Below are 12,796 nucleotides of genomic sequence, written 5' to 3'. Positions count from 1 at the left end.
GAGTTTCTTATACTGGGCGCGGATTTTAAACCCTATGATAAGAGAAGAGAATGCAAAATACCTTCCTCAAGCTTTCTCCTGCGTTATTGGCGCTTAGCCTGCAGGCGATGGCAGATACCCATAAAGGGTCTTTCGAACAAGTTTATCAAAGCATTGATAGCAACACCCTTCGAGACTACACCCGGATTATTTCATCGGATGAATTTGAAGGCCGCTTGCCCACCACAGTAGGCGAAGAGCGCACGGTCGACTTTCTGGTTAAGGAATTTAAAAAACTGGGCCTTAAACCAGGCAATGGCGACAGTTATCTGCAACCGGTACAGCTACTGGAAATCACCGCCGATCCAAATGTCAGCCTGCAGCTGGGCAGCCAAACCCTGGCCTATAAAGAAAATATGGTGGTGGCCACTAAACATGAGAAAGAACAGGTTTCTTTGAAAGATTCTGAACTGGTGTTTGTAGGCTATGGGGTTAACGCCCCGGAATATAATTGGAATGACTACCAGGGTCTTGATGTAAAAGGCAAAACCGTGGTGATTCTGGTCAATGATCCGGGCTTTGAAAAACCGGACAGTGGTAAATTCCAGGGCAAAACCATGACCTATTACGGTCGCTGGACTTACAAATATGAAGAAGCCAGTCGTCAGGGCGCTGCCGGCGCGCTGATTGTGCATGAAGATGCCCCGGCCTCTTACGGCTGGTCAGTGGTGGCCAACAGTTGGTCTGGTCCTCAGTACAGCCTGGCCAGCAGCGACGGCAATGCGTCCAGGGTGACGGTTGAAGGCTGGATCAGCCTGCAAGCAGCGCAAAAGCTTTTTGCTGAGGCGGGTCAGGATTTTGCCGCAATGAAAGCCAAAGCCCAGCAAGGCCCGTTTAATCAGGCCCTTGGGCTGACCACATCGGTCACGGTCAACAGCAAGCTTAAGCGTTCCGTCAGTAATAACGTGATTGCGACGTTGCCGGGCAGCAGCAAAGCCGATGAGCATATTATTTACACCGCTCACTGGGATCACTTAGGTAAGGACGAGAGCAAGGAAGGCGATCAGATTTATAACGGCGCTCATGATAACGCCACCGGTACCGCTTCTTTGCTGGCTATGGCCAAGGCGTTTGCCTCATTAGAAAAAGCCCCTGAGCGCTCCGTGACCTTCCTGGCAGTAACCGCCGAAGAACAGGGCCTGATCGGTTCAGCCTATTATGCCGAGCATCCCGTTATTCCCATGGATAAAACCGTGGCCAACCTGAATATGGACGCCATGAATATCCTCGGTCGTACCAAGGATGTGGCCGTGGTTGGCATGGGCAAATCAGAGCTGGAAAAATACCTGGAAAAGGCGGTCAGCCGTCAGGGTCGTACTTTGACTCGGGAGGACAGGCCGGAAGCCGGCTACTACTACCGCTCAGATCACTTCAGCTTTGCCAAAAAAGGCGTCCCGGCGCTGTATGCCAAAGGCGGCAGCACGCCCTGGGATGAGGCCACTGCTGACTATCGCAAGCGTACCAAGGTGATCGTCACCGGCTGCTACCATCAGGTCTGTGACCAGTTCCGCGAAGGCTGGGACTTTGGTGGCGTAGAGCAGGACGCCCGTATGCTGTTTGAAGTAGGCTATGACATCGCTACCTCAAATGACTGGCCAAAATGGAACGCCAGCAGCGAATTCCAGCGCACCAAGTAACCACTTGGGAGTGGGCATTGCCCACTCCCTCTCTCCCTCACCGCATTTACCTTTCCCAAATGCCATATTCCATAATTGGCAATTTTCTTCCAACTTCATCTTGCATTTTCCGCCCAGAATGGCACAGTCGGGGAAAGCTTTATTTCAAAAATCGGGCTTATGTGGAAATTTTTAGCTAAAACTCTGTTTTTTCACAGTTTCGTAACATTTCCGGTGCTTTGGATAATGCCCAAAGTGCCACAACAAAGGCGGTCGGCACGAGGTCGACCGAGTTAATCACCAGGAGAAACTCCCAACATGTGCGGTATTTTCGGTATTCTCGACATCAAGACGGATGTCACCGAGTTACGCTCCAAAGCCTTGGAGCTGTCCAAGTTATTGCGCCACCGCGGCCCCGACTGGTCAGGGATCTGGAATAATAATAATGCCATCCTCTGCCACGAACGCCTCGCCATCGTCGATTTAGATAATGGTGCCCAGCCTCTGTTTAGCAATAATAATCAGCACATTTTGGCCGTTAATGGTGAAATCTATAATCACAAGCAGCTTGAAGCCGATTTACGCGAACCCTATGCCTTCGCCACCAAGTCTGACTGTGAGGTGATCCTGCCCCTGTACCAGCAGGAAGGCATTGAATTTATTGATAAATTAAAAGGCATGTTCGCCTTTATCCTGTATGACGCCGAACAAGATGCCTACCTGATTGCCCGCGACCATATGGGCATTATTCCGCTGTATACCGGTTTCGACGAGCACGGTAACTTCTATGTGGCGTCGGAGCTTAAAGCCCTGTCGCCGGTGTGCAAAACCATCAAGGAGTTCCCACCGGGGCATTGCTTATACAGTAAGACCGGCGAGTTGAAGCAATACTATGCCCGCGACTGGATGAGCTATGAGGCGGTGGAGAACAATCACACCAGTCTTGAAGATCTCAAAGTCGCCTTTGAAAAAGCGGTGAAAAGCCACCTAATGTCCGATGTGCCATATGCGGTGTTGCTCTCGGGAGGCCTGGACTCGTCCTTGGTATCCGCTATTGCTGCCAAGTACGCCGCCAAGCGTATTGAAGACAACGATCAATCTGCCGCCTGGTGGCCACGTCTGCACTCCTTCGCCGTTGGCCTTGAGGGTGCGCCCGATCTGATTGCCGCGCGCAAAGTGGCAGACATGATTGGCACCGTGCATCATGAGATCCATTTCACCATTCAGGAAGGTCTGGATGCCATCAAGGACGTGATCTACCACCTGGAAACCTACGATGTGACCACCATCCGCGCGGCCACGCCGATGTATCTGATGTCCAGGAAGATCAAAGCCATGGGCATCAAGATGGTGCTGTCCGGCGAAGGCTCCGATGAGCTCTTCGGTGGCTACCTGTATTTCCATAAGGCGCCTAACGCTAAGGAATTCCACGAAGAAACTGTACGCAAACTCTCCCGTTTGCATATGTTCGATAACCTGCGCGCCAATAAATCCACCTCGGCCTGGGGCGTGGAAGCCCGTGTGCCTTTCCTGGATAAAGACTTTATGGATGTGGCCATGCGCCTCAATCCCAAGGATAAGATGTGCGGCAACGGCAAAATGGAAAAGCATGTACTGCGCGCCGCTTTCGACAATGGCGAATATCTCCCCTCAGAGATCTTATGGCGTCAGAAAGAGCAGTTTAGTGATGGCGTAGGCTATTCCTGGATTGACTCGGTTAAAGCCTATGCCGCCAGCCAGGTCACGGACCAGCAGATGAAAACTGCCAGCTTCCGCTTTCCGGTGAATACACCGGATACCAAAGAAGGTTATCTGTTCAGGACCATCTTTGAAGGCTTCTTCCCGCAAGAGAGTGCGGCCAAGTGTGTACCCAGCGGCAAGTCTATCGCCTGTTCTACCGTCGAGGCCCTGGCCTGGGATGCCAGCTTTACCGCCAACGCCGACCCATCGGGCCGCGCCATGAAAGGCGTGCATAGCGACGCCATATAAACGCCACTTCCTGCAATACCAAAGCCGGCTGTTGCCGGCTTTTCCTTTTGGCGCTCCGTTAATCTGGGGTCAGGTCTTGAAATTTGCAGCTACCTGCACAAAACAAGACCTGAGCTAAAACCATGCTAACACAATTATTTACTATTAATTCAAAGCTAAGGACTCTGTTTCAGCATATTGTGCCTGACACTTGTTTCATTTCCTTTTTCAGCCATGCAAAAGATATTTGAACAGTCTCCTCAACGCTATGTACGTATTGGTGGCGCACTGTATTTACTGATCATCCTATTAGGACTATTCGGTGAGACTATTAGCCGGGGAACCATAGTCTTTCCTGGTGATGCAAAAGCAACCGCCGAAGCTATCGGCGCATCGCGGATGCTATGGGCCGGCGGCATAGTTGGTGATCTGCTAATGCAGTTGTTAGACCTGCCTGTTATTGTTGTCTTTTATCTTTTGCTTAAGCGAGTCAATGCAGGCTTAAATCTAACGGCAACTTTTACCAACCTTATCCAGACAGCAGTGCTGGCAGCGAACAAACTAACTCTTATTTTACCGCTGTTGCTGCTTAGTGGTGCAGACTATTTAGCGGCAGTGCCAAGCGAGCAATTGCATGCACTGGCTTATCTTTCAATCAACCTGCATGCCTATGGCTTTGCAGTGGGGCTGATATTTTTTGGTGTCGCTTGTCTGCTACGAGGCTTTCTGATTTATCAGTCTGGATACTTTCCTAAGATTCTTGGGTTAATGCAGGCCTTTGCCGGACTCTGTTATCTAGTCAACAGCCTGGCATTGATCCTGGCCCCTTCTTTTGCGGCCCAACTGGTACCAGGCATTTTTCTACCCATTTTACTGGGAGAACTGGCCCTGGCACTGTGGATGCTGATCAAAGGGATAAATTTACAAAAGTGGTCCGGACAGGCCAACTAAACAACCATGACTTATTGTATGAGGCTTGCCAACGCCTGATTTTTTCTTGGCCTTCTCCGGTTATGGGGTCACGATTTGGGGGTCAGGTCTTGAAATTTGCAGCTAGCTGCAAATTTCAAGACCTGACCCCATTTTAACTGACCCCATTTTAATGGTGATGTGCTGCCACTAAGGGTTGGCTGGTGAAGTGGTGCAATACCAATTCCGGGCTATCAGGATCAATGAACACCGAGCTGACAATGGTCTCCCCATTGACTGTCCAGTTTTCATGGTTGTGACTGTTGAGGCTCACGGCTATTTGATTCACCCCAGGCTTTAACCAACTGGCGGGAATATGCAGCGCATCGCCATACAGCCTTTGCACCTTTTTACCATTGATAAACACATGGGCATGGCCAAACAGCATGTTGCTTTGCTCAACCGGCTCCAGCGGTGAGTTGATGACGTAGTTATCAATCTCTACCAACATATTGATCCCATCAATGGGATCTCTTGCCACTTTCAAGGCAATCTTTGGGACGGCAACGTCTGCGCCTACGTCCTTACTGGCATGCTGGTGCACCTCTTTGGTTGCCCAGGCGGGCGTGGCGAACAAGATCGCTGATACCAGCAGCCAATGTAATTTGCTTTTCATCACTATCTCCTTCCCCAACCGGATTTAAAAGGGACGACCAGCACCGGCGCTGCATTGCGCCAGGCTGTTATCCTGCAGCTTGCCGGCAAAACGATCGCCGATAATAAAGGGGTAAGCCGGGGTCAATTTGCCGCCCTCTTCGGTCACGGTAACGTGATAGTGATAGCCGAGGTCGTCGTGATCATGGCCGTTGTATTGGTCTAAGTATGCCCCGCCTTGTGCCGTCAGCGCGGCATCCCAGTAGTAGTCTTCATGGTAGTAACCACTATAGGCTTCCAGGGTATTGCGGGATAATGTGGTCACCGCAGCGCCCACATCGGGTCCGCGACTGGCGCTTTGCACGCCACGGCTGACATCATAGGGATCGACTAAGGTGCAGCTACGTTGATTGTCCACACCGCAACCGGTGGTGGAATCGGCAGAGTAATCCCGGGTTACCCAGGCACTGATGGCCAATTGACCATCCTCAAACCAGGGGCCATAAATGGGATAACCATCGGCGGCATAGCCGTAGATGGGCGAGTGGCCATTGCCCGCATCATCGACCATATCTGCCAGACAGCTTGAGTAGAAATGATGGTGATAGTCCCCCTGAGCCGCATGGCCGCCGCAAATATCCACATCGTACTGCTCGGCGATGGGGGCAAGATTGTACCAGGTACCCTGATTGCTGTAGCTCTGTCCATCGCCCCAGTTGTAAACCGATGTGCCATTGACCCACAGACCAATCACACCCAGGCCAGTCTCACAATCTTCATCGGTTTCCTCAGGTTGCTGCGGTAGATAGGCATCGCGATCCAACTCTTCGGGACATACCGGTCCTGGCGGCCAGTAGCCGTAACCAGCATTGGTTTCGCAGCTGTTGTTACTGGCAAAGCCGATATCCTGGCCAAAGTCGATAACTTCGCCTTCACTGATGCTGACACTGCCCCCGTTGAAATCACTCCCCGCTTTGGGACGACTATTGAGTGCAGCGATGAGATCGGCCGTCGCAAGTACCTGGTAGTCAGGGATGCCGCTGGCGATAACACGGGTAAAGTCACCGCTATTCGTGCTTTCGGTGGACACCGACTGGACATTGACCAGCACGCCAAGCCCGGTGTTTTGTTCAAGGATAAAGCGAGAGCGCTGACTGCCGTCGTTTAGCACCCAGGGCCCCTGTGCGGCGCTGGAACCATCGCCGCCGGAACTGCTGCCACCAGAGCCACTCGAACCCGAACCGCTGCCTGTGGCAGCACCGCCGGTATCTGCACTCCTACCGTTGTCGACCGGGCCCGCTTGATTACTATCAGAGGATGAGCCACAGCCATGTAAGGCAAGCATAACGGCTAACAACAAGGGTTTGACTGCACTTCGCATCGGATTCTCCAGATTTGGATGTTGATGCTTATTACAGCCGTTAATTTCGCAAATAATGTGCAAACAATGGACAAAGATCTGGCAACTACTGCCCGTTTCTCCTGCTTGCCGCAAAAAATAACAGGGTTCCCACCATCACCGCAGCGCTGGTCATCATCAGAGAGCCCAAAGAAACCTGCCACATCAGCCACAGGCAAGCAGCAAAAGCCAATACCATAAACAGATAGCCGCCAGGAAGCACGAAGCCCTCTGATACACCGCTTTTGGCATGACGGGCACGAAGCTTAGGCAAAGCTGCAACGCTAAGCATATACATCAGCAAACGGGACAACACCGTGGCCGCCGCCAGCCACATAAAGGAGCCGAATAGCGCCATCAACAGCGCCAGTATTCCGAACAACCAGATTGAGTTGGAGGGGGTCAGATAGCGCGGATGTACCCTGGCGAACCAATCGGGCAGACTTTTCTCCAAGGCCAGGGCATAGGTCGTTCTGGGGGTGGAGAACAAAGCACCGAGGAGGTTCCCGCCTACCGACGCCAGCACCCCCAGCATCAAGATACTGGCACCCACTGGTCCCAACAGGGTTGAGGCTACATCCAAGAGCGGTGTTTTACTCTGTGCAACGCCGGGGACCACCGCCAAACTGACCCACTGAATAAGCATATACAACAGGGTAACGCCCAGTAGTCCCCAGATAAGTGCCCGTGGCATATCCCGGGCTGGGTTTTTGCTCTCCCCTGCCGGTACCAACACCGATTCAAAGCCCACGAAGGCATAAATAAGAAGCAGTGTTGCCGCGCCCAGGTCCCAATTTTCTATAGAAGCAGAGGGCAATGGTGTGATGCTATCGCCCATCAATACCAGCCCAGCGGCAACCAACAGAATAAGCACTGCAAATTTGAGCACCGTAAAGCCGGCCAGGGAGCGAATGGATTGCACCGCCCCTAATACGTTCACCAGCGTCATGCAGCCAATAATGAGGGTGAGTAAGAGGCTACGCAGCACCCCCTGGTTTGCCCCCTCGACAAACCAGGCAATGCTGTCCACCAGCAGCACCGAATTGGCGGCGAATGACACCATCCGCGCCACATAGTAGAGCCATCCGGCCTGAAAGCCCCAAAAAGGCCCAAATGCCTCATTGGCATAGCGAATCGGGCCGCCAGAGCCGCGAAAGTAGCTGGCCAGTTCGGCAAAACACAACAATATGGGCAGGATTAACAGGCTGCAGAAAAGATAAACCCATGGGCTCCAGGGGCCGGCCAAGGCCGCCGCGCCGCTGGGCAGGCCAAAAATACCGGCACCAATCAGACCGTTGACTACCAACAGCCATAAACTCCATGCCCCCAAACTGCGGGGTAACTTTTCATCTTGCATTGTTGTTCTTCTTATTTTTGCGCCATCACCATCATCCTCATTTAATATCGAAAAACAAGAACTTAAAAAACACTGAGTTGGTAAGGTCGGCAATTGGGTCTTAAGCTAAAAAGAAAAAGGTGTTGCAAATGGCTTTGCCCTTCTTTGTTCTTCATTTACTGCTGGCCTTATTTGTCCTGCTGCTGGCTCAGGCATGGCCGGGCTTTATATGGTTGATGCTGGTACTTGCTTTCACCTTCGCTATTGGTCTGTACGATCTAGTGCAAACCCGTCACAGCATTCGTAGGAACTTCCCGCTGATTGGTCGTATGCGTTGGCTGATGGAGTCGCTGCGCCCTTTTGCCAGACAGTATTTTGTAGAATCCGACATCGACGGCACCCCCATTAGCCGCATGTTCCGTTCAATTGTGTACCAGCGGGCCAAAGGGGTGCAGGATTCCCTGCCCTATGGTACGCGCATGGATACCAACCAAAATGGCTATGAATGGATTGGCCATTCCATTGCCGCTTTGCATATCAAAGATTTGAACACCGATCCTAAAGTTTCCATCGGTGGACCGGACTGCACTCAGCCTTATCAGGCCAGCATTCTGAATATCTCGGCTATGAGCTTTGGCGCGTTGAGCGGCAATGCCATTACCGCGTTGAATAAAGGCGCCAAAATAGGCGGCTTTTACCACAATACCGGCGAAGGCGGCCTGTCAGACTATCATCTCTCCCATGGCGCCGATTTGGTTTGGCAAATTGGCACTGCCTACTTTGGTTGTCGTGATGCACAGGGACAATTCAGTCCCGATACCTTTAAGCGAAAGGCTCAGTTGGAACAGGTAAAGATGATTGAGCTGAAGCTTTCCCAGGGTGCTAAACCTGGCCATGGCGGCATATTGCCGGCAGAAAAAAACTCTGAAGAGATCGCTCGTATTCGTCTGGTTACGCCCCACACCGAAGTTATTTCGCCCTCGGCCCATTCCACCTTCCATAGCCCCATTGGCCTGTTACGTTTTATCAAACAGCTTAGAGAACTGGCCGGTGGCAAACCTGTGGGCTTTAAGCTTTGTATTGGCCGGCGCAGTGAATTTATCGCCATTTGCAAAGCCATGGTGCAATCGGGCATCAAACCGGATTTTATTACTGTGGATGGCGGCGAAGGTGGAACTGGTGCGGCACCGCTTGAATACAGTAATTCTGTGGGTATGCCGCTACGCGATGCCATTGCCTTTGTGGATGATTGTTTGGTGGGCTTTGACCTGAGGGACGATATTCGTGTGATCGCCTCGGGTAAAGTGCTCTCTGCCTTTCACCTGGTGAAGTATTTGGGTCTGGGCGCAGACCTTTGCAACAGTGCACGTGGCATGATGCTGGCGCTGGGCTGTGTGCATTCACTGATTTGCAATACGAATCGCTGCCCCACCGGCATTACCACCCAAGATCCGCGGCTGACAAGAGGGCTGGATGTAACCGACAAAGGCCAACGGGTAGCCCGATTCCATCTTCAGACGGTGCGTGCTGCAGTGGATACATCTTCCTCTTCCGGTCTCTCCACTCCCGGTGAAATCACTCGCACCCACTTATTCAGGCGGGTAAATCAGGAGCGCGTGATGCGCTTCGACAAACTGTATCCCTACCCGGCACCCGGCGCATTTATGCAAGATGAACCGCCCGAAACCTATCGCCATGATATTGAAGAGGCTCGCACCGACAGTTTTCTGCCGGTCAGCTACGTGTGCCACGAATGTCCTTAGGCCATCGGTCCCCCAGATGACTGTGCTAGCCTGTGCAAATTCGTTATAATCTGCCGATTCCTGTATGTCGATGTTGGTCCGCCCTTGAACTTGCGGACAGCGTCGCCATATTGCCATTTTAGCGGCCATCCTGGCCCAGCGTTGTGGAGTCCCCTATGGAAACCAGATTTGACGAATTACTGGAATTCCCCTGCTACCAGACCTTTAAGGTGCTGGGTATTGCCCATGAGCGTCTGCCAGAGGATGTTGTAGGCTGTTTGCAATTGCTTGCCCCCGATGACTACAGCCCCAAGGTACGCCCCAGTTCCAAGGGTAACTACCATTCTGTGTCTATCGACGTGCGCGTGACCAGCAAAGAGCATATGGAATCTGTTTATATTGAGCTGGGTAAACTGGAACTGGTGAGGGTGGTACTCTAGTTGAATAGCAGCAGTACCCCGCTTCTTATCGTTCGCCAGTTAGGTCGCCAGGATTACCAGCCTATCTGGCAAGCCATGCAGGATTTTACCGACAATCGCGATGAGCAAAGCGCCGATGAGTTGTGGCTGGTTGAGCATAATCCGGTCTTTACCCAGGGCCAGGCCGGCAAAGCCGAGCATATTCTGGCCCCTGGTGATATTCCGGTGGTACAGGTGGACAGAGGTGGACAGGTCACCTATCACGGTCCCGGTCAGCAAATGCTGTATGTGCTGTTGAACCTTAAACGCCGCAAACTCGGTGTGCGTGACTTAGTCACCGGCTTGGAACAAGCTGTGGTCGGCATGCTTGCCCCCTTTGCTATCAAAGCCTACGCCAAAGCCGATGCACCAGGCGTGTATGTGGATGAGAAAAAGATCTGTTCAGTGGGTTTGCGCATACGTAAAGGCTGCTCCTTTCATGGGCTAGCGCTGAATATAAATATGGATCTTGGACCCTTTCAGCGCATTAATCCCTGCGGCTACGCTGGCTTGGAAATGGTACACTCTGCGCAATTGGGTGGCCCGAATAGCCTGGAACAGGCAGGTCCCCTGCTGATTGCCGCATTCTGCCAGCAACTTGGGCTGGAACAACCCGAATTTAAAGAAGGTTTTGATGAGTAATACAAGCGCCGAAGCAGATAACAAGGCTCGTGTGGAAGCCGGTGTCAAACTGCGTGACGAAGACAAGGTCAGACATATTCCGGTGACTATCATTCCCACCAAACGGGAAGAGATGCTGCGTAAGCCTGAGTGGATCAAGATCAAGTTGCCGTCGAGCACCGAGCGTATCGATCATATCAAGCAAACCCTGCGCAAGAACAAGCTGCACTCGGTCTGTGAAGAAGCCAGTTGCCCCAACCTCTCCGAGTGTTTTAACCACGGCACCGCTACCTTTATGATCCTGGGTGATATCTGCACCCGCCGTTGCCCCTTCTGTGATGTGGCTCATGGTAAGCCCCTGCCACCCAGCGCTGAAGAGCCTGAAAAGCTGGCTAAAACCATCGCCGAAATGAAGCTGAAATATGTGGTGATCACCTCGGTGGACAGAGATGATTTGCGTGACGGTGGCGCCCAGCATTTTGTGGATTGTATCAACGCCATCCGCAAGCACAGCCCCAGTACCAAGATTGAAGTACTGGTGCCGGATTTCCGTGGTCGTATGGATCGTGCTTTGGAAATCTTTAAAAATGGCGTACCCGATGTGTTTAACCACAATCTGGAAACCATCCCGCGCCTGTATCGCGAATGTCGCCCCGGCGCCAATTACAAATGGTCACTGGAGCTGCTGAAGAAATTCAAAGCCCAGCACCCCGATGTGATGACCAAGTCCGGTCTGATGATGGGCATGGGCGAGAATAAGGAAGAAATGGCGGAGGTACTCAAAGATCTGCGTGAGCACGATGTGGATATGCTGACCCTGGGCCAGTACCTGCAACCCAGCCGTCATCACTATCCGGTAAAACGCTATGTGCATCCCACAGAGTTTGATGCTCTTCGCGATATCGCTTACGAGCTTGGCTTCAGCCACGCCGCCTGCGGCCCACTGGTGCGCTCCAGCTACCACGCCGATCGCCAGGCTGCTGGTGAAGAGGTGAAGTAAGTTCAGAAGTCATGGCAAAACCCAAACTTCAGAAATACAAAACCCCGGCTATTGCCGGGGTTTTGCTTACCAAAGAGAAGCGACAAAGGGATAGGAGTTGAAAAAGTAGGGCTGACAGCACTCCTATCCGCTATCGCCCTTATCCATAACCGTGCTCTGCAAACCACTGCTGCAAAAATTCGATAAAGAGGGTCAGTCTCGGCGGGGCAAAGTGGCGCACCGGGTAAAGGGCGTAGAGAGACATCGGCGGTTTATCCTCTTCGGCCAGCACTTCCTCTACCTCCCCGGATTGCAGGGCCTGATGGCTGATAAAACGGGGAATAAATCCAACGCCCAGTCCTTGCTTTACCATATCCAGTATAAATACCGAATTGTTGGCTTTTAGCCTGCCTGAAATCGGCACGCCGTTAGCCCCCACCGGCCAGATGTTCTTGTGGCGAAAGTAGCTGTATTCAAAACACTGATGATTCAGTAAATCATCTGGTGTACGAATCGGCCCATGTTGCTCCAGATAAGCGGCAGAAGCACAAATGCTGTAATCAAAGTGAGCGATGACTTTACCAACATAGCCGGTATCGAAGCTGCAACTCGCTACTCTTAACCCCAGGTCGAAATTATGCTCCAGCAGATCCAAGGACTCATCGCTAAGATGCACATCCAATTCCACTTGGGGATAGCGGCGCATAAACTCGGCAAATGCCGGCGCCAAGGCTGTCAGACCTAATGCCATGGCCGCATTGATCTTGAGGCGTCCCTTGGGGGTTTGTTGCAACGTCTGCACCTGGGCCTCTGCCTCATCCAACTGCGCCAAAATATCACGACAGCGGGCCAGATAATCCTGCCCGGTTTGTGTCAACTTCAGGCGACGGGTGGAGCGCTGCAACAATCTGGCACCTAGGTTTTCTTCCAGTGCGCTGATCTGCTTGCTGATCATAGACTTACTAACACCGGTCTGTTCTGCCACCTTGCTGAAACTGCCTTGGGTGACCACTTGCACAAACCACCGCATGGCCCGCAATTTGTCCACATTGTTTCCTATTTGGAAATAGAGTTA

At 52.2% G+C, this 12,796-nt stretch carries 11 protein-coding genes; 7 read left to right on the top strand and 4 right to left on the bottom strand.

The window, feature by feature from the left end; all coding sequences use genetic code 11:
* The first annotated feature begins 50 nt into the window (after positions 1-50).
* The 3 genes from P2G88_RS18525 to P2G88_RS18515 all read left to right on the top strand — a co-directional run bounded on the left by P2G88_RS18525 (position 51) and on the right by P2G88_RS18515 (position 4,574).
* Positions 51-1,676: a M28 family metallopeptidase gene (locus P2G88_RS18525; RefSeq protein WP_275798785.1), complete on the top strand. Its 1,626-nt coding sequence runs from the start codon at positions 51-53 to the stop codon at positions 1,674-1,676.
* A gap of 297 nt (positions 1,677-1,973) precedes the next feature.
* Positions 1,974-3,644 (top strand): asparagine synthase B, encoded by a 1,671-nt coding sequence (gene asnB / locus P2G88_RS18520; RefSeq protein WP_275798783.1) that lies wholly within the window; start codon positions 1,974-1,976, stop codon positions 3,642-3,644.
* Between the two features lie 213 nt (positions 3,645-3,857).
* Entirely contained in the window at positions 3,858-4,574 is a 717-nt protein-coding gene (locus tag P2G88_RS18515) for a DUF4386 domain-containing protein (protein WP_275798781.1), read from the top strand.
* A gap of 148 nt (positions 4,575-4,722) precedes the next feature.
* Here P2G88_RS18515 and P2G88_RS18510 read toward each other — a convergent pair whose 3' ends face one another.
* The 3 genes from P2G88_RS18510 to P2G88_RS18500 form a co-directional block, all read right to left on the bottom strand.
* A complete protein-coding gene (locus P2G88_RS18510; protein WP_275798779.1) occupies positions 4,723-5,208 on the bottom strand; it encodes a hypothetical protein in 486 nt (161 codons plus the stop codon).
* Positions 5,209-5,232: 24 nt separating this feature from the next.
* Entirely contained in the window at positions 5,233-6,567 is a 1,335-nt protein-coding gene (locus P2G88_RS18505) for a YHYH protein (protein ID WP_275798777.1), read from the bottom strand.
* 85 nt (positions 6,568-6,652) lie between these two features.
* On the bottom strand, positions 6,653-7,942 hold the full coding sequence (locus P2G88_RS18500; RefSeq protein WP_275798775.1) for an APC family permease: 1,290 nt from the start codon (positions 7,940-7,942) through the stop codon (positions 6,653-6,655).
* A gap of 128 nt (positions 7,943-8,070) precedes the next feature.
* Here P2G88_RS18500 and P2G88_RS18495 point away from each other — a divergent pair, with 128 nt between their 5' ends.
* The 4 genes from P2G88_RS18495 (at position 8,071) to lipA (ending at position 11,742) form a co-directional block, all read left to right on the top strand.
* Positions 8,071-9,684, top strand: a complete 1,614-nt coding sequence (locus tag P2G88_RS18495) for an FMN-binding glutamate synthase family protein (RefSeq protein WP_275798773.1) — start codon at positions 8,071-8,073, stop codon at positions 9,682-9,684.
* A gap of 155 nt (positions 9,685-9,839) precedes the next feature.
* Positions 9,840-10,103 carry a DUF493 family protein YbeD gene (ybeD, locus tag P2G88_RS18490; RefSeq protein WP_275798770.1) on the top strand — a complete coding sequence of 88 codons (264 nt, stop codon included), beginning with the start codon at positions 9,840-9,842 and terminating at the stop codon, positions 10,101-10,103.
* Positions 10,104-10,763 (top strand): lipoyl(octanoyl) transferase LipB, encoded by a 660-nt coding sequence (lipB, locus tag P2G88_RS18485; protein WP_275798768.1) that lies wholly within the window; start codon positions 10,104-10,106, stop codon positions 10,761-10,763. It begins immediately after the preceding gene.
* Entirely contained in the window at positions 10,756-11,742 is a 987-nt protein-coding gene (lipA, locus tag P2G88_RS18480) for a lipoyl synthase (RefSeq protein ID WP_275798766.1), read from the top strand. The genes lipB and lipA overlap by 8 nt, the downstream gene beginning before the upstream one ends.
* Positions 11,743-11,881: 139 nt before the next feature.
* Here the strand turns inward: lipA and P2G88_RS18475 are convergent, their stop codons facing one another.
* Positions 11,882-12,769 carry a LysR family transcriptional regulator gene (locus P2G88_RS18475; protein ID WP_275798764.1) on the bottom strand — a complete coding sequence of 296 codons (888 nt, stop codon included), beginning with the start codon at positions 12,767-12,769 and terminating at the stop codon, positions 11,882-11,884.
* Positions 12,770-12,796 lie beyond the last annotated feature (27 nt).

It is taken from the genome of Aliiglaciecola sp. CAU 1673 (assembly GCF_029223185.1).
In the GTDB taxonomy this organism is placed as follows: Bacteria; Pseudomonadota; Gammaproteobacteria; order Enterobacterales; family Alteromonadaceae; genus Bowmanella.
This window is presented reverse-complemented; position numbering and strand designations above follow the sequence as displayed.

Coding starts and splice junctions, on each gene's coding strand:
- P2G88_RS18525 (WP_275798785.1), top strand. CDS start 51: ATGCAAAATACCTTCCTCAAGCTTTCTCCTGCGTTATTGGCGCTTAGC.
- asnB (WP_275798783.1), top strand. CDS start 1,974: ATGTGCGGTATTTTCGGTATTCTCGACATCAAGACGGATGTCACCGAG.
- P2G88_RS18515 (WP_275798781.1), top strand. CDS start 3,858: ATGCAAAAGATATTTGAACAGTCTCCTCAACGCTATGTACGTATTGGT.
- P2G88_RS18510 (WP_275798779.1), bottom strand. CDS start 5,208: ATGAAAAGCAAATTACATTGGCTGCTGGTATCAGCGATCTTGTTCGCC.
- P2G88_RS18505 (WP_275798777.1), bottom strand. CDS start 6,567: ATGCGAAGTGCAGTCAAACCCTTGTTGTTAGCCGTTATGCTTGCCTTA.
- P2G88_RS18500 (WP_275798775.1), bottom strand. CDS start 7,942: ATGCAAGATGAAAAGTTACCCCGCAGTTTGGGGGCATGGAGTTTATGG.
- P2G88_RS18495 (WP_275798773.1), top strand. CDS start 8,071: ATGGCTTTGCCCTTCTTTGTTCTTCATTTACTGCTGGCCTTATTTGTC.
- ybeD (WP_275798770.1), top strand. CDS start 9,840: ATGGAAACCAGATTTGACGAATTACTGGAATTCCCCTGCTACCAGACC.
- lipA (WP_275798766.1), top strand. CDS start 10,756: ATGAGTAATACAAGCGCCGAAGCAGATAACAAGGCTCGTGTGGAAGCC.